A 15,941-nucleotide genomic window follows, 5' to 3' on the forward strand; every position below is an offset into this window, starting at 1 on the left:
CCTTCCTACGGGTGGACGGGCCGGTGTTCTGGGTGGTCTCGGAGATGGGCGTCCGGTCTCCGAACGACCCTCAGGACTGAGGCGCGCCGAACAGCGGTGCGAGAGACGCGTCGTAGCGGTTGTCGACGAACTTCGCGACGTCGACCTGCCCCTGCAGCTGCCCGGAGTCGGCGAAGGCGTCGGCGAGAGTCTGCTCGGACGCCACGACGCTGTCGTCGAGTGCGATGGCCGGACGCAGGCTCCGACCCTGGGCGATCCTGCCTGCCCGCGGGTCGATTCCGACCTCGGCCGAGTATTTCTCGGCCCATACGTCGGGGTTGGCCTTGGCCCAGTTGGCGGCACGCGCGATACCGAGGGCCAGTTCTCGTACCGCGGTGTTGCGCCGCGGATCGGCCAGCGCCTCGTCGCCGGCGATGCCGAAGCCGAAGCCGTTGGACACGCCTTCGGCGGTGACGAGCGTCTTCGGATTGTTCTCGAGCTGGACGATCGCGGTGTACGGGTCCCAGATCGCCCATGCGTCGACATTGCCGGATGTGAACGCCGACAACGCATCTGCGGGCTGCAGGAAGACCGGCTCGACGTCCTTGCCGGGCCCCAGGGTCAGATTCACCTTGTTCAGCTGGAGCAACAGGTGTCCGTGTGCCGAGCTGCCCTTGGCGACGGCGACCTTCTTGCCCTTCAGATCGGCGACGGAGGCCAGTGTCGAGTTGCCCGGGATCAGGATCGCATCGCCACTGGCATTGTTCGCGTAGCCGGTGACGATCTTGACCTTGGCGTTCGCCGCTGCGCCGAAGATGGGCGGTGTGTTCCCGGTGACGGCGAAATCGATCTTGCCGGCGGTCGCCGCCTCGATCTGGGGCGGGCCGGAGGTGAAGGTGGAGAACTCGACGGTGAACGGGAGCTTCTCGAGTTCGCCCGAGGCACGCAGCAGGGCTTCCGTGCCGCCCTTCTGGTCCCCGACACGAAGGGTGAGGTCCTGTAGGGAGGCGACGTCGACCGTGTCGTTTGCGATCGACTCGGCGGTGTCCTCGCGCTGCACGCATCCGGCGAGGCCCAGAGTGAGGGCGGCGGTGGCCAGGACGGCGGCGAGCACACGGCGCCGGGGCCGGGATGCGCGCACGGAGAGATGGGCGTCGGTCATCGGAGTGCCTTCGGTTGAAGCGGATGGGTGGTGAGCGGGTCAGTGCGCGGGATCGGCGACGCCGAGGGCGGTCAGCAATCGGGCTCGCAGGCGCGGGATCTCGGAGTCGGCGTCGTCGGGGTCGCCGGTCTGCCGCGGCCGGGGCACGGCGAGGTCTTCGACGATCTCGCCGCCGGCCAGGACGACGACACGGTCGGCGAGCCGCAGCGCCTCGTCGACATCGTGGGTGACGAGAAGTGCGCCGAAGCCGTTGTCGCGCCAGAGTCTGATGAGCAGTTCGTGCATCGTGCGCCGGGTGAGGGCGTCGAGCGCGCCGAACGGCTCGTCGAGCAGCAGGAGCTGCGGACGTGCCACGAGGGCACGGGCGAGGGAGACCCGTTGTGCCTGGCCGCCGGAGAGCTGCGCCGGCCAGGCACCCGTCTTGTCGCTGAGGCCGACCTCGTCGAGGGTGCGGCGCGCCCGTTCCCGGGCCTCGGTCTTGCCGACCTTCTCGCGGACGAGGCCGAAGGCGACGTTCTGCAGCACGGTGCGCCATGGGAAGAGCCGTGGTTCCTGGAAGGACACCGCCGGGTGACCGGCGGTCCGCACGCTGCCCGACTCGGTGGTCGACAGCCCGGCGAGCAGTCGCAGAAGGGTCGACTTGCCACTGCCGCTGCGTCCGATGAGCGCGACGATCTCGCGTGCGCCCACTCGCAGCGAGACGTCCCGCAGCACGACATTGTCCCCGTAGCGCAGGCTCGCGTGCTCGACCTCCGCGGCGTATGACACGGCGCCGGCACGCTCCTCGGCGAGCGGAACCTCGAGATCTCGGGTGGCGATGGCGGTCATGGTCGGGCCTCCTCTACTCGGGGTGTACGGGCTGCGAGCGTCACCGGTTCTGGTATCGCGTGGTGTAGCGCTCGAGCGCACGCACGATGGCGTCGGTGATCAATCCCACTGCGGCATAGACGATCAGGCCGAAGAAGATGATGTCGGTGCGCAGGAAGTCGCGCGCGTTGTTGATCAGGTATCCCAGTCCGGACGTCGCCGCGATCTGTTCGGCGACGATCAGGCTGAGCCACGCGATGGCCAGGGCCTGTCGTAGGCCGACCAGGATCTGCGGCATGGCGCCCGGGATGATGAGATCCCGGATCGTGGTCAGTCGTGAGAAGCCCAGCACGCGAGCGGTTTCCACCAGCCGGCCGTCGATCTGGCGAATCGCGGCCGACGTGTTCAGGTAGAGCGGGAACAGAGCGCCGAGGGACACGAGCAGGACCTTGGGCGTCTCACCGATGCCGAACCACAAGATGAACAGCGGGATGAGACCGAACAGCGGAAGTGCGCGGATCGCCTGCATGTTCGGGTCGATGGCCGAGTCGGCGATCCTGCTCAGGCCCACCAGCAGACCGAGGCCGATTCCGACCGCGACGCCGATGGTCAGCCCGATCGCGACTCGCTGGGCCGACGCCGCGATGGCATCGACGAGCTGCCCGTTGGCGAGAACCTCCCATCCGGCCTCGGCGATCAGCGACGGAGCGGGCAGCTTGTCCTGCGGGATGACCCCCAGTGCGCTGCCGACCTGCCAGAGCACGAGGACGGCGATGGGCGACAACGCACGCAGGATCGTGTGCAGCCGCGACGATCTGCCCGACTTGGCGGATGCCGACGAGGCGTCGGTCGAACCCGGTTCCACCGCCCGCGGGTCGCCGGGCGCGCTGATACTGAGTGTTGGGTCGGCCACGTGCGGCTACGTTACGAATCGGGAAACACTCGCGACACCATTGAGTTCAGCCTGAGCACAAGTAGGCCATGGATCCGCTGTTCGCGTACCGACGAGCGGTCAGCCCCGTCTGATCGTGATCCCGGTCATCCCCGACGCCGATCCGGTCAGCTCGATCACCGGTCCGCCCGGACGCGTCGGTGCGCCGGCCTTGTCCTTCACCTTCGACCACCCGGACAGTTGCAGGTCGCCGTATCGGATCTCGTGATCGTGACCGATCCGGAGCTTCACGGTGGTGGTGGACACCTGGAATTGCAGCGTCGTCGACGGCCCGGGGAACGACGCGTGGGTGAAGTCCAGATCGACGGTGCCCATGCTGCCGGTGACGAGGGTCGACGGCGGGACGTGCCAGGTCCCCTTGCGTCGAACCGTGTCCCACTCGGCCTCCAGGTGCAGAGGCGACGTCGGCGGCACGGCGACGGCCGGCATCGTGGTCACGGCGTGGGTCGGATCGTTGAACAGACGGCCGGCGTTCGGCAGGTTCTCCAGGACCGCCCGCAGATCGGCTCGGGTCTTGGCGGTGTACACCAGGCCCGAACGCTCCTCGAACTCCGCGATCTCCAGGTATCCGGACGAGAACGCGTCATTGAGCAGGGTGACGGCTCGTTCGCGTTCCGGGTTCCCGACCCGTAGATCGTCGTCGGGGAGGCGGTCGACCATGCCTGCCACTTTATTGCACCGCTTCGCGACGGTGTGTCGCACCGTTTCGCGGTGGTCCTCGCGGCCACCGGGGCACGGGTGCGGCCCGGTCAGTTCCGCGGGATCGGCGGCGCGGCGTCGGGTGCCATCAGCGCGCCGATCTGCGAGAAGATCGGGTTGCCGCCGTTGTCGTAGGAGCCGTCGGGTCCGAATGCCTCGGGCTCGTACGTCACCGACACCGCGATGGCGATCTTCTCCGCCGGCAGATATCCCGCGACCGCGGAGTACCCGTTGAACAAGGGGTTCTGCACGATCCAGTCACCGGTGAGGACGACGCCCATCCCGTAGGTGTATCGGTCACTCATCGGCATGCACGTTGCGCAGCCGGCCAGTGGGCGCGCCACGTCACGCGTGCTTGTGGAGACCATCGTGTCGTAGGACTCCGATGCCAGTGTCTCGCCCGCGAAGAGTTTGCGCGCCGTCGCCTCGACGTCGTAGATGTTCGATGTCTGGATGGCGCCGTGGGTGATGCTCCACGACGGGTTCCAGCCGGTGGTCTCCTCGTAGAAGGGAGTCGTCGGCGGGAGGTTCAGAATCCCGCGCCGCTCTGAGGAGTAGGCGTGCAGGGCTGGTTCGGGGATCACCGCGGTCAGATCCGAGACGGTGTTGCCGAGGTCGAGCGGTTCGGAGATCCGCTGCCGGAGCAGATCGGCGACCGATTCACCGGTGATCTTCTCCAGGGCCAGCCCGAGGATCACGTAGTTGGTGTGCGCGTAGTTCCAGTTCGTTCCCGGCTCGTAGAGCAACGGCTTGTTCACGGCGTAGGACAGCATCTCCTCGGTGGTCCACGCCTTGAACGGGTTCGTCAGTTCCTCGGTCTCGAACGCATCGTTCCCGAGCACGAAGTCCTGGTACCCGGAAGTCATCGTCGCCAGTTGCCGGAGAGTGACCTTGTCGCTGTTGGGGATCTGGGGAACCCACTTCGCGATGATGTCGTCGATGCCGACGGCCTTCTCGTCGACGAGTTGCAACAGCACCGCCGCGACGTAGGCGATGGCGACGGATCCGTTGCGGAAGTGCATGTCCGGGGTGGCCGGGATGCCGGTCTGGGATTCGCCGAACGCCTTGGTGATCACGTCCCGGCCGTCGTCGGTGACGCGCACGATCGCCGCCTTCAGGTGCTTGGACTCCATCAGCCCTTCGACGATCCGCTCGATCTCCGCCGCCTGCTGTGGGTTCGACGACGCGGCCGACGAGGACGCGCCATCGGAGCCGCTGTCGGTACCACAAGCCGCCAGCGCGATCGCCAGGACCGCGACAATCAGCATCGACCAGCGCTTTTGCATCCCCGCATTGTCCCACGAGCACCGAACCCCTGTCGGTGCCTTCGCCATTTCCGGAGTACCGTCGTGCTGGTCGGTGGCACCGGCGGAGGAGGTCGACGATGACAGCAGGACACGCAACGGGCCCGGCGTCGGGACCGATGCCGGCCGCGTTCATCGGGCACGGCAACCCGATGAACGCCCTGGAGCGCAACAGGTACACCGAGGCCTGGACAGCACTGGGCGCGTCGGTGCCGAAACCTCGTGCGATCCTGGTGATCTCGGCGCACTGGTACACCAACGCCACTGCCGTCACCGCGATGCGGCGACCGCGGACGATCCATGACTTCTACGGATTCCCACAGGACCTCTTCGACGTCGAGTACCCCGCTCCGGGAGACCCCGAGGTCGCCGAGATGGTCTCCGATGTCGTCAAACCCACGTGGTGCGGCCACGACGTCGACAGCTGGGGCATCGACCACGGGACCTGGTCGGTTCTCGTGCACACGTTCCCGGATGCCTCGGTACCCGTACTGCAGTTGTCGCTCAACGCCTTCAAGGACCTCGAACACCATTACGAGCTGGGTCGCCGACTCGCCCCGCTCCGGGAGCAGGGCGTGCTGATCATCGGCAGCGGCAACATCGTGCACAATCTGCGGGCGGTCGACTTCGGAAGGTCTGACAGCGGATTCGACTGGGCCCATCGCTTCGACGACGCCACACGCGAAGTGTTGCAGGACAATCCGTCGAATGTACTGAGCCTGGACGGGCATCCCGACTTCGACAGATCCGTGCCGACTCCCGACCACTATCTTCCGCTGCTCTACATCGCCGGACTCGCCGGTGACTCACCCCTGGACCTGCTCGTGGATGGTCATACCGCCGGGTCGATCTCTATGGCCGCCTACACGCTGGGGCTCGAGGTCGAACCCCCGGGATCCGGGATCGGTGGACCGGCCGCCGAACTGCCCCAGGGGTTTCCGACACTCGATTCGAACCTGTGAGCCTCAGGCCGCCGCCAGGAAGTCGTCGATCTGGTTGATCGCCGAGGACGCACCTTCGACGACTCCCATGTCGAGCACCTTCTGCAAGGCCTCGGCCGAATCGTAGGTGCTGATGAACGTGGCGACCGTGGTGCCGTTCTTCTCGGTGAAGGCGTAGGAGTTGCGGGACTCCGGCATGTCGGTGATCGGGTTGAGGTCCGCGTCGGCGAAGCCGTCGAGGAAGGTGAAGCCGTGGGGTTCGTCGACGGACTCGACCTTCCAGTAACCGCCGAACTTCTCGCCCTCCGGGCTGGTCATGTAGTAGGTCATCCGGCCACCCGGACGCAGGTCGTGATCGACGACGGTGGCCGGGTAGGTCGGCGGACCCCAGATCTTCTCGAGCTGGCGCGGGTCGGCGTAGATCTGCCACACGCGGTCGATCGGCGCCGCGAATTCGGCGTTGATGGTGATGGTGCGGGCGTCGAGGTCCGGCGTCACGTCGATGACAGGCATTGTTCAATCCTCCGATGGTGTTGTGGGTGAGGGTGATTCGATCGAGAGCAGATCGTCGATGCGGGCGATACGACCGCGCCACACCTGTTCGAGCTCGGTGAGCATCGCTGCCACCGAACGCACTGCCGCGACGTCGCCACTGGCCAGCTGCTCCCGCCCGTGACGACGTTTGGTGAGCAGGCCGGCCTTCTCCAGGACGGCGACGTGCTTCTGCACGGCCGCAAAGCTCATGTCGTATTTCGCGGCCAGTACCGAGACCGAGTGTTCACCGGCGAGCACACGTCGCAAGATGTCGCGACGGGTGCGGTCCGACAGCGCGTGGAACAGGGCGTCGGCCCGGTCCTCGTCTGTCGGTTCGCCTGCGTTCTCGGCCACATCTCAAACATACAACCAATCGGTTGTATGTCAAGAGGCTGTTGCGATCACGTCGGGCGCAACCATGGCCACTCTCGTTCGGTGGGCCTTGACTTGTCCCGACCACGCCAGCCTGCGCACGCCGTGGCGACACTCCCGTTCGGCACGGCTACACCAGAAACGAAGGACACCCACACGTGACCCGTCAGCTTCACCTCGGTGGATTCTTGATCGCCTCCCCCGTCACCCACTCGCACGCCGCATGGCGTCATCCCGGCTCGGTGACGGACTACTTCGGGCCCGACCACTATCACCGGGTGGGGCGCATCCTCGAACGCGGCAAGTTCGACTTCGCCTTCTTCGCCGACCTGCTCGCCGCACCGGTCCGATTCGGCGGCGATCAGTCCGAACCCTTCCGGCGGGGCACGCAGGCCGCGGCGACGATCGACCCGAGCCTGGTGGCGGCGAGCATCGCCGCGGTCACCACCCGACTCGGCATCGCGGTCACGAAGTCCACCACCTACTTCCACCCCTACGAGCTCGCGCGCGTCTTCGGCTCCCTCGACCACCTCACCCGCGGCCGCATCGCCTAAGACATCGTGACGTCGCTGTCGCAGGCCGAGGCCCAGAACTTCGGCTTCGACGACCACGTCGGACACGACGAGCGGTACGTGCGCGCCGAGGAGTTCGTCAGCACGGCGATCAAGCTGTGGTCGAGCTGGGACGCCGACGCCGTGACCGCGGACAAGGAGTCCGGCGTCTGGGCGGATCCGTCGAAGATCCACACCGTCGACCACGAGGGCACGCACTACCGGACGCGGGGGCCGCTCAACCAGCCCCGCTCACCGCAGCATCGCCCGGTGCTCATCCAGGCGGGATCGTCGAACACCGGCAAGGACTTCGCCGCGCGATGGGCCGAGGCGATCTTCGAGATCGACCCGACGCCGGAGGGTCGCCGTGCCTACTACGACGACGTGAAGTCGAGGGCCGTGAACTTCGGCCGAAATCCCGACCACGTCAAGATATTCCCGTCCTTCATCCCGTTCATCGGTGAGACCGAGTCGATCGCCCGGGAGAAGCAGGCGTTCCACAACGAGCTCGCCGACCCGATCTCGGGCCTGATCACCCTGTCGGTCCACACCGACCACGATTTCTCCGCCTACGATCTCGACGCCCCCGTCGAAGACGTTCAGGTGAGCGGCACCCAGGGGCTGTTCGACGTCGCCCGACGCCTCTCCGAGCGCGACAGACTCACCCTCCGAGACATCGGCAAACTGTATGCGCAGGGAGTTCTGCTGCCACAGTTCGTCGGTACGGCCGCCGACGTCGCGGACCAGATCGAGGAGTCCTTCACCGGCGGCGAGGCCGACGGATTCATCGTCTCGAGCGCCCAGACCCCCGGCACCTTCAACGACTTCGTCGACTACGTGGTCCCCGAGTTGCAGCGCCGCGGACTGTTCCGCACCGAGTACGAGGGCGCGACCCTGCGCGAACACCTCGGGCTCGGGAGCGCCGAGGAGGACCTGCCCGCGGACATCCGCGGGGTCGACACCCGGCTGGCGGGCTGACCTCAGCGCTCGGTGACCCGCCCGCCGTCGACGTCCCAGTGCCGGTCGACGTGCACGTTCTGCAGCATGCGCCGATCGTGTGTCACGAGAAGCACTGCGCCGTCGTAGGAGTCGAGGGCGGACTCGAGTTGTTCGATCGCGGGCAGGTCGAGGTGGTTGGTCGGCTCGTCGAGCACCAGGACGTTGGTGCCACGCGCCTGCAACAGTGCGAGGCCGGCCCGGGTGCGCTCGCCGGGCGACAGGTCTCCCACCGGACGGTCGACGTGGTCGGCGCGCAGACCGAACTTGGCGAGCAGAGTCCGCACGTCCGCGGTGGACAATTCGGGAACGAGGGCCTCGAACCGTTCGGCGAGCGGCCGGGGCCCGGTGAATTGACCACGCGCCTGGTCGATCTCACCGATCGCGACGTTGGCGCCGAGCTGGGCACTCCCCTCGTCGGGTTCGACCCGCCCGAGGAGCAGTCGCAGCAGCGTCGTCTTACCGGCGCCGTTGTGGCCGGTGATGCCGATGCGCTCGCCGGCGTTCACCTGCAATGACACCGGACCCAGTACGAAATCACCCTGCCGCACAACCGCTCCGTTGAGTGTGGCGACCACCGAGCTGGAGCGAGGCGCGGAGCCGATGGTGAACTCGAGCACCCATTCCTTGCGCGGTTCGGCGACCTCGTCCAGCCGCGCGATCCGGCTCTCCATCTGCCGGACCTTCTGCGCCTGCTTCTCACTCGATTCGGTTGCGGCGCGGCGTCGTATCTTGTCGTTGTCCGGCGCCTTGCGGATGGCATTGCGGACGCCTTGACTCGACCACTCCCGTTGCGTCCTCGCCCGGGACACGAGATCGGCCTTCTTGGCCGCGAACTCCTCGTACTCCTCGCGGCGGTGACGCCGGGCGACGGCCCGCTCCTCCAGGTAGCTCTCGTAACCGCCTCCGTAGACGGTGTTGGTGTGTTGCGCGAGATCGAGTTCGAGGACCCGGGTGACGCTGCGCGCGAGGAACTCTCGATCGTGACTGACCAGGACGACGCCACCGCGCATCCCGGCCACGACCTCCTCCAGTCGCGCGAGACCGTCGAGGTCGAGGTCGTTGGTCGGTTCGTCGAGGAGCACGATGTCGAACCGCGAGCACAGCAGCGCGGCCAGCCCGACCCGCGCGGCCTGACCGCCGGACAGATCCGTCATCAGGGTGGCGTCCGGGTCGATGACGCCGTCGCCGAGCCCGAGATCGGCGAGGACCGCGGGCAACCGCTCGTCGAGATCGGCGGCCCCGGTGGCCAGCCAGTGGTCGAGCGCGGCGGCATACGTCTCGGCCGGGTCTCCCGAGACCGTCACGTCCGGGTCGGCCAGCGCGTCGGCCGCGGCGTCCATCGCCGCGGTGGCCTCTGCACAGCCGGTCCGCCGGGCGACATATGCGCGCACGACCTCGCCGGGAAGTCGCTCGTGCTCCTGCGGCAACCATCCGACGAAGGCATCGGCCGGCGCTCGCGTCACCGTGCCCTCCAGCGGCGCGAGGTCACCGGCGAGCACCCGCAGGAGAGTGGTCTTCCCGGCACCGTTGGCGCCGACCACGCCGACCACGTCCCCGGGTGCCACCGTGAGATCGAGGTGATCGAACAGGACGCGGTGGGCATATCCCCCGGCGACGTCCTTGGCAACGAGCGTGGCGGTCATCGGTCCATGGTCGCACCACGTCGTCGACCGCCCGGAGCCGGCAGACCGGCCCGCGGTTTCCCGACCTGCCCATCGGGTACCCGCCCGCATGACCTCAACTCGCGAGACCCGACACTTCGACGTCGTCATCGTCGGCGGCGGAAATGCCGGCCTCAGCGCAGCGGCGCGGCTGCTGCGTCTGGGCTTTCCCGATGTCGCGGTGATCGAACCGCAGGCCGTCCACACCTACCGCCCGCTCCTCTCCTACGTCGGCGGAGGTCAGGCGACACTTCGGGAGGCCGAACGCACCCAGCGATCGGTGACGCCGGACGGGGTGACCTGGGTGCGCGACACGGCCGTGGTCGTCGACGCGGGGAAGCGGACGATCCGCTGCTCCTCGGGTGCCGACATCGGCTACCGGGACCTGATCCTGGCCGTCGGACTCGTGCCGGATTGCGACGCGATGCCGGGAGTCGATCTCGCGATCGCCGACCGTGCGGTCGCCAGCAACTACCTCGACCGCGCCGAACAGACCTGGGACCTGGTGACCTCGATGCCGCGGGGTGGCCGCGCGGTGTTCACCGTCCCGCGCCCACCCGTCAGCTGCACCGGCACGACCCTCAAACCACTGTTCCTGGCGGCAGCCCACTGGCGACGCGCGGGCATCCTCGAGTCCCTCGACATCACCTTGATCGTCGACCGGCCGCATCTGCTCGGCGTCGACGGCCTCGACGCCCGCCTGTCGGAATGCCTCGACGAGCTCGGGGTGCGTGTCCTGCTCGACAGCACCGTCCGGTTGCATCCGGTCGATCGCCGGGTCACCGTGGTGACCGGCTCGGAGACCCAGGACGTGCAGTACGACATGTTGCATCTCGTCCCGCCTTTCCGGGGCGCCGACCTCGTGACCGACTCGGGTCTGGCCGGCACTCGCGACCGGGGACTCGTCGACATCGATCCCCACACGCTGCGCCACCGCACCCACGCATCGATCTGGGCTGCCGGCGACGGTGCCGCGATCGCCACCGACCCGTCGGGTGGCGGGCTGCGGCGCCAGGTCGCGGTACTCGTCGACAACCTCGCGGCCGCGCGCGCCGGCGAAGAACTCACCACCTACGACGGGTACACCGTCGCGCCGATCGCAACCGACGCCCACCATCTGATCGCCGCCGAGTTCGACCGCGACGGAACCATCACCTCGTCGCTGCCGTCGGTCATCGACCCACTGAAGCCGCGTCGGAGCGCGTGGGCCTTCGACCGCTACGTGCTGCCGCGGTTGTACTGGAACGCGATCTTGCGCGGACGCGTGTGAACCCACGTACACACGGTCGATCGGTTCGGAATCGAGAAGCCCTGTTCCCCGCCGCGCACTACCGTGGAAACACCTCGGCCCCGGGGTGACGACCACGAGAGGAACGCGAATGGGCAACTCGGGAGGATTCTCCGATCAGGAACGTGCCGCGATGAAGGAGCGCGCCGCGGAACTCGAGAAGGAGAAGACCCGCGGGCGTGGCAACAAGAGAGCGGCCGAGGAACTCGATCTGCTCGCCAAGCTCGAGAAGATGGACCCGGCCGATCGCGCGCTGGCCGAACGCATCCACGCGATCGTCACCGCGACCGCGCCGGACCTCGCCCCCAAACTCTGGTACGGGCAGCCCGCGTACGCGCTCAAGGGCAAGGTCGTGTGCTTCTTCCGCAGCGGCCACGACGACAACGAGCGCTATTCCACGTTCGGATTCACCCAGAACGCACACCTCGACGACGGCGGTTTCTGGTCCACGTCGTTCGCTGTCAGCACCGTGGACGCCGAGGTCGAGAAGACGATCACGACGCTCGTCGCCAAGGCTGTGAGCTGACCGTTCGAGGACCGCGGGCAGGTCATTGGGGCCCACCCCTGGCCAAGAGGACTGCGACACGGTATATTTCGACGGGTGTTGACTTCCTCAGAAGAAAGATTGGGGGTCCACGTCGTGCGCGGTGAGTGCTGATGCGCCTCCCGCCCACGACTGGAATTCCTCCCCGCCTCTCCCCCTGGCTCCGCGCCCGTCAATTCGCGGTGCCGCCCTCCATGATCGAAGCCGCCACCGCTGCGCGCCGCGCCGGTGACTGGATCGGCGCCTGCGCCGCAGCGGGTTTCGAGCCCGATATCGACCTTGCCGACATCCGTCGAAGGTGCGGCCCCGACCTGGCCGAACACCTACGGGACAACCTTCTCCATCTCGCCCCCGACCTATTGCGCTGGCATCTGCCGCGAACAGGTCCCGCAGGACACCTACGACCCGGCCTCACCATCGCCTTGGCACGGTACGAGCCAGAACACGGAAATCGTTTCGGCACAGTGGGTTCGACGTATCTGGTCGCACGGACCGCACCGCGATGGGCCGACGCGGGCCAGCGAGTGTCGCTGGCCATGTGGGACGGATCGACGCCCGACCCACACCCCCACCCTCGACCCGATCGCAGATACCGGCTCGACCTGCACCGCCACCTGTGGGACGTCCGGTACACCGGTGAGCTCCGAATCCGTTGCGGCGCTGACTCTTCACCGTCGACGCCGATCCTGTCCCCGCCTCCCGACCTGCCGGACGGCTGCGCCGTCGAACGGTGGGCGGCCGAAGCCACTGTGGTGCTCCGCGCCGAGGGGCACCGGTCCGGGTGCGTGCGGATACGGCTCGGAACACATGGAGATCTGTTCCTGCACAATGATATCGACGACCCCACCGCTGCTCACTGGGTGAACGACCCGCCGCCAGGGGAGATCCCGACGTTCCCGGTTCTGCCCGACGCCGCGACCAGAACGCTCCCGGACCTCGAGTTGCTCCGACACGGCGCCATCACTCCCGATCGGTTGCACCCTCTGGTTGCGGCCGCATTGACGCCCGACTCCCCTTCGTCACCCCATCGTCGAAAAGCGCTTGTCGACAATTCCTATCAGGAGGTTCGATGTCGCGGCGAGCTGCATCGCATCGGGGTCGCGAACGGAGTCCTGTCGGCATTGGATCACGACCGCGACGAGATTCGCCGCGAGGGGATGCTGGCGTCCCTCACGGGCACGCCCTTACCCTGTCTGGAGGCGATCGACCGCGCCCATCGTCGGCCCGACTGTCTCACCGGGGTACAGGAACGACTCGACTTCGGCGACATCGATGGCGCACTCGCAATCGTCGAGCACCTGCTCGGCCCTGAGGCGATCCTGCGGAACGGACCGTTACGCGACGCCGTCGAACGCGCTCGCGCTCAGCTGGAGATCCACGACGCCTATCGCGCCGGCAACATAGATACTGTCCCACAACCCATTCCCGGTGGACCCCGCCGCCGCGGCCACACCGGCCGACGTAGACGCGCACGTCCACGACATGCGACTCATCGCTGACGCCGATAATCCTTTCCCTTCCACAACCCGTAGGTGAACCATGCCCGCACATGCCTCGACCACACTCCCCCGGACCACCGAGTCCGAACCAGACGACGACAACGTTCAGACCGGCAGCGATCGATCCGGCAGCGCTCAACTCGACAGGGCCGCCGGATTACTCGCGCTGCTCGAGGAGACGACCACCGAGCAGCGGTCCCATGACCAGCTCGAGGCGCTCACGCTCGCCGTGGCCGCCGACCTCCCGGTCCTGCTGTGGGGTGAACCGGGAATCGGTAAGACCGCGGCGCTGACGCAACTCGCCGCGTCCCTGGATCTCCCCCTCACGACCGTGATCGCGAGCGTCCACGAACCGTCGGACTTCTCCGGACTACCCATCGTCGGCGACGACCCGGCGACTCGGGGCGTTCCCATGGCGCCGCCCGACTGGGCCGTCCGACTCGCCGACGCGGGCCGCGGACTGCTCTTCCTCGATGAGCTCTCCACGGCACCTCCCGCGGTGCAGGCGGCGCTCCTGCGACTCGTGCTCGAAAGACGAGTGGGCGCACTGCAACTGCCTCCCGAAGTCCGGATCGTTGCCGCCGCGAACCCACCGTCGTCGGCGGCGGATGGTTGGGAGTTGAGCGCACCGCTGGCCAACCGATTCGTCCACCTGCACTGGACGCACGACCACGAGGTTGTCGTGCGCGGTCTCGGAGGCACCTGGCCCACGGCGACATTGCCGACCCTGGACCCGGAGAAGTTCCCCAGTGCTGTTGATTTCGCCCGCCGCGCCGTGTGCACACTCCTGGCAGCGCGGCCCGCGCTGGTCCACAAGCTCCCGGGAAGCCAGACCCGTCGGGGCGGCGCCTGGCCATCGCCGCGAAGCTGGGCCGCGACGGTGCGACTGATCGCGTTCGCCACAGCCGCCTCCGCGTCATCCGACGTGCTGTCGCTGCTCATCCGCGGCACGGTCGGCGACGGGCCCGGCTTCGAACTGCTGGCGAGTATCGATCACATGGACCTCCCGGACCCCGAAACGCTGCTCGCCGATCCGTCCGCGGCCACGCTCCCCGATCGAGGCGACCTGCGTCAGGCCACACTCGATGCTGTCGTCGCGGCGGTTCGGCGCCGACCCGACCGCGACCGGTGGGACGCCGCATGGGAAGTGCTGGCCGTCGCGGTGCAGACCGGCGCTCCCGACCTCGTGGTGGTCCCGGCGACCACCCTGGCGAGCCTGCGCCGGGACGACTGGCAGATCCCCAGCACGATCGACCAGCTGGCCGGGGTGGTGTCGGTGTCTCGCGCAGCCGACGACGCCGCCGAGCGGGTCGCCGCTCGACCCGGGCGGGGCCGGATGCGATGACGATGAGGGAGGCACCGGCGTCGACGGCATCGGAGTCGATCTCGGACAAGATCTACGCGGCTCGTCTGCAAGCGGTCCGTGCCCGGCCGTACATGGCATCCGCGTTGTACGCCCTGCACCTCGTCGAATCGCCGCGCGTCCCGACCATGAGCGTCGACCGTCACTGGCGCTGCTATCTGTCGCCCGCCTTCGTCGCAAGCCGACCCGAGGAGGAGATCGCAGCACGCCTGGTACACCTGGTCTCTCATCTCCTCCGGGATCACGCCGCCCGAAGCGACCGGTATGCCGACGACCACGGCTCCGACGGTCCGTCGGAACGGCTGCGGATGAACATCGCCGCCGACTTCGAGGTCAACGACGACGTATACGGGGACGGACTCATCACGCCCGACGACGCCGTTCACCCATCCGCGCTCGATCTGGACACCGGATTGCTGATGGAGGACTACCTCCGGTGGTTCAGCCTGGGCCCGGGAACCGATGAGATGGCCTGGCTCGAGTGCGGTAGCGGAAGCGACGGCCGTCATCGGGACTGGGAAGTGGGACCGGATGGCGCCGACGGTCTGAGCGATCAGGAACGCGAAGCCGTCCGGTTCGCGGTGGCGACGTCGATCTCCGACCGCGCAGGCGACGTGCCGGCCGGCTGGCGGCGGTGGGCACGCGACGCCGTGCACCCGCCACAACCCTGGCAGGCACTACTGGGCGCCGCGATACGAGCCGCGGTGTCGACCTCCGGTGTCGGAGACGACTACACCTTCGGGCGGCCGGCGAGACGGTCGGTGGCGCTGCCCGGCGTGATCGTTCCCAGCCTTCGGCGCACGCCACCGAAGGTGAGCGTCGTCATCGACACCTCGGGGTCGGTCAGTGATGCCGAACTCGGCAGCGCCCTGCTCGAGGTCGCCGCCATCTCGCGCGCCGTGAGCGGCCGGCGTGACCGGCTCACCGTGGTGTCGTGCGACGCCGCAGCGCATGTCGCGCAACCCATCTGCGGTGCGGAGCACATCCCGCTGAACGGCGGCGGTGGAACCGACCTGCGCACCGGGTTCGACAGCGCCCTGCGCACCCGACCCGACGTCGTCGTCGCACTGACCGACGGCCACACCCCGTGGCCGAGTCACCGGCCCGGCTGTCGCACCATCGTCGGCCTCTTCGCGCGCGACCACCGTGCGTATGTTCCGCTCACCGGTTCGCCCGTCTCCCGATTCGGGGGCGGTGGCGCCCATCCCGTCGGGTGGTCGGCGCCACCCGACTGGGCCCACGTCGTGCGCATCGGCGAGCCGGGTCGGTGAGCGAGCCCGGTTCGG

General features: G+C 68.0%; 14 protein-coding genes and 1 pseudogene. 7 read left to right on the forward strand and 8 right to left on the reverse strand.

Annotation, left to right across the window (positions count from 1 at the left end; genetic code table 11):
- Nucleotides 1-70: 70 nt before the first annotated feature.
- The 5 genes from KTR9_RS18565 to KTR9_RS18585 form a co-directional block, all read right to left on the reverse strand.
- Nucleotides 71-1,141, reverse strand: coding sequence for an ABC transporter substrate-binding protein (locus KTR9_RS18565; protein WP_014927658.1), 1,071 nt, complete (start codon nucleotides 1,139-1,141; stop codon nucleotides 71-73).
- Between the two features lie 39 nt (nucleotides 1,142-1,180).
- Nucleotides 1,181-1,969, reverse strand: coding sequence for an ABC transporter ATP-binding protein (locus KTR9_RS18570; protein ID WP_010843429.1), 789 nt, complete (start codon nucleotides 1,967-1,969; stop codon nucleotides 1,181-1,183).
- Between the two features lie 40 nt (nucleotides 1,970-2,009).
- Entirely contained in the window at nucleotides 2,010-2,861 is an 852-nt protein-coding gene (locus KTR9_RS18575) for an ABC transporter permease (protein ID WP_014927659.1), read from the reverse strand.
- A gap of 99 nt (nucleotides 2,862-2,960) precedes the next feature.
- The gene (locus KTR9_RS18580; protein WP_044507048.1) at nucleotides 2,961-3,560 is read right to left on the reverse strand and encodes a DUF1707 SHOCT-like domain-containing protein; all 600 of its coding nucleotides are present in this window, start codon (nucleotides 3,558-3,560) and stop codon (nucleotides 2,961-2,963) included.
- 89 nt (nucleotides 3,561-3,649) lie between these two features.
- Nucleotides 3,650-4,885, reverse strand: a complete 1,236-nt coding sequence (locus KTR9_RS18585; protein ID WP_014927661.1) for a serine hydrolase domain-containing protein — start codon at nucleotides 4,883-4,885, stop codon at nucleotides 3,650-3,652.
- Between the two features lie 137 nt (nucleotides 4,886-5,022).
- Between KTR9_RS18585 and ygiD the strand changes: the two genes are divergently transcribed.
- A complete protein-coding gene (gene ygiD / locus KTR9_RS18590) occupies nucleotides 5,023-5,865 on the forward strand; it encodes a 4,5-DOPA dioxygenase extradiol (RefSeq protein WP_083888986.1) in 843 nt (280 codons plus the stop codon).
- Nucleotides 5,866-5,868: 3 nt separating this feature from the next.
- Here ygiD and KTR9_RS18595 read toward each other — a convergent pair whose 3' ends face one another.
- Together KTR9_RS18595 and KTR9_RS18600 are read right to left on the reverse strand one after the other, a co-directional pair.
- Nucleotides 5,869-6,357 carry an SRPBCC family protein gene (locus KTR9_RS18595; RefSeq protein WP_014927663.1) on the reverse strand — a complete coding sequence of 163 codons (489 nt, stop codon included), beginning with the start codon at nucleotides 6,355-6,357 and terminating at the stop codon, nucleotides 5,869-5,871.
- Between the two features lie 3 nt (nucleotides 6,358-6,360).
- Nucleotides 6,361-6,732, reverse strand: a complete 372-nt coding sequence (locus KTR9_RS18600; RefSeq protein ID WP_010843435.1) for an ArsR/SmtB family transcription factor — start codon at nucleotides 6,730-6,732, stop codon at nucleotides 6,361-6,363.
- Nucleotides 6,733-6,908: 176 nt separating this feature from the next.
- Between KTR9_RS18600 and KTR9_RS18605 the strand changes: the two are divergent.
- Nucleotides 6,909-8,279, forward strand: a pseudogene (locus KTR9_RS18605) (LLM class flavin-dependent oxidoreductase).
- A gap of 2 nt (nucleotides 8,280-8,281) precedes the next feature.
- Here the strand turns inward: KTR9_RS18605 and KTR9_RS18610 are convergent.
- Nucleotides 8,282-9,943, reverse strand: a complete 1,662-nt coding sequence (locus KTR9_RS18610; RefSeq protein ID WP_014927666.1) for an ABC-F family ATP-binding cassette domain-containing protein — start codon at nucleotides 9,941-9,943, stop codon at nucleotides 8,282-8,284.
- Between the two features lie 88 nt (nucleotides 9,944-10,031).
- On the opposite strand from KTR9_RS18610, the gene KTR9_RS18615 reads away from it, so the two are divergent.
- From KTR9_RS18615 to KTR9_RS18635, 5 genes are all read left to right on the forward strand, one after another.
- Nucleotides 10,032-11,231 (forward strand): NAD(P)/FAD-dependent oxidoreductase, encoded by a 1,200-nt coding sequence (locus tag KTR9_RS18615; RefSeq protein ID WP_044507050.1) that lies wholly within the window; start codon nucleotides 10,032-10,034, stop codon nucleotides 11,229-11,231.
- 109 nt (nucleotides 11,232-11,340) lie between these two features.
- Nucleotides 11,341-11,775 carry a DUF1801 domain-containing protein gene (locus KTR9_RS18620; protein WP_014927668.1) on the forward strand — a complete coding sequence of 145 codons (435 nt, stop codon included), beginning with the start codon at nucleotides 11,341-11,343 and terminating at the stop codon, nucleotides 11,773-11,775.
- 212 nt (nucleotides 11,776-11,987) lie between these two features.
- Nucleotides 11,988-13,292 (forward strand): hypothetical protein, encoded by a 1,305-nt coding sequence (locus KTR9_RS18625; protein WP_148281212.1) that lies wholly within the window; start codon nucleotides 11,988-11,990, stop codon nucleotides 13,290-13,292.
- 40 nt (nucleotides 13,293-13,332) lie between these two features.
- Nucleotides 13,333-14,637 (forward strand): AAA family ATPase, encoded by a 1,305-nt coding sequence (locus KTR9_RS18630; RefSeq protein WP_014927670.1) that lies wholly within the window; start codon nucleotides 13,333-13,335, stop codon nucleotides 14,635-14,637.
- Complete coding sequence (locus tag KTR9_RS18635; RefSeq protein WP_014927671.1) at nucleotides 14,634-15,926, forward strand: vWA domain-containing protein; 1,293 nt, start codon at nucleotides 14,634-14,636, stop codon at nucleotides 15,924-15,926. The genes KTR9_RS18630 and KTR9_RS18635 overlap by 4 nt, the downstream gene beginning before the upstream one ends.
- Nucleotides 15,927-15,941: the final 15 nt, after the last annotated feature.

It is taken from the genome of Gordonia sp. KTR9 (assembly GCF_000143885.2).
Taxonomy (GTDB): domain Bacteria; phylum Actinomycetota; class Actinomycetes; order Mycobacteriales; family Mycobacteriaceae; genus Gordonia.

What these genes read in the sequence shown, in the direction of transcription:
- KTR9_RS18620 (WP_014927668.1), top strand. Translation starts at nt 11,341, where the DNA reads ATGGGCAACTCGGGAGGATTCTCCGATCAGGAACGTGCCGCGATGAAG.
- KTR9_RS18630 (WP_014927670.1), top strand. Translation starts at nt 13,333, where the DNA reads ATGCCCGCACATGCCTCGACCACACTCCCCCGGACCACCGAGTCCGAA.
- KTR9_RS18625 (WP_148281212.1), top strand. Translation starts at nt 11,988, where the DNA reads ATGATCGAAGCCGCCACCGCTGCGCGCCGCGCCGGTGACTGGATCGGC.
- KTR9_RS18585 (WP_014927661.1), bottom strand. Translation starts at nt 4,885, where the DNA reads ATGCAAAAGCGCTGGTCGATGCTGATTGTCGCGGTCCTGGCGATCGCG.
- KTR9_RS18610 (WP_014927666.1), bottom strand. Translation starts at nt 9,943, where the DNA reads ATGACCGCCACGCTCGTTGCCAAGGACGTCGCCGGGGGATATGCCCAC.
- KTR9_RS18615 (WP_044507050.1), top strand. Translation starts at nt 10,032, where the DNA reads ATGACCTCAACTCGCGAGACCCGACACTTCGACGTCGTCATCGTCGGC.
- KTR9_RS18595 (WP_014927663.1), bottom strand. Translation starts at nt 6,357, where the DNA reads ATGCCTGTCATCGACGTGACGCCGGACCTCGACGCCCGCACCATCACC.
- KTR9_RS18580 (WP_044507048.1), bottom strand. Translation starts at nt 3,560, where the DNA reads ATGGTCGACCGCCTCCCCGACGACGATCTACGGGTCGGGAACCCGGAA.
- ygiD (WP_083888986.1), top strand. Translation starts at nt 5,023, where the DNA reads ATGCCGGCCGCGTTCATCGGGCACGGCAACCCGATGAACGCCCTGGAG.
- KTR9_RS18570 (WP_010843429.1), bottom strand. Translation starts at nt 1,969, where the DNA reads ATGACCGCCATCGCCACCCGAGATCTCGAGGTTCCGCTCGCCGAGGAG.
- KTR9_RS18635 (WP_014927671.1), top strand. Translation starts at nt 14,634, where the DNA reads ATGACGATGAGGGAGGCACCGGCGTCGACGGCATCGGAGTCGATCTCG.
- KTR9_RS18565 (WP_014927658.1), bottom strand. Translation starts at nt 1,141, where the DNA reads ATGACCGACGCCCATCTCTCCGTGCGCGCATCCCGGCCCCGGCGCCGT.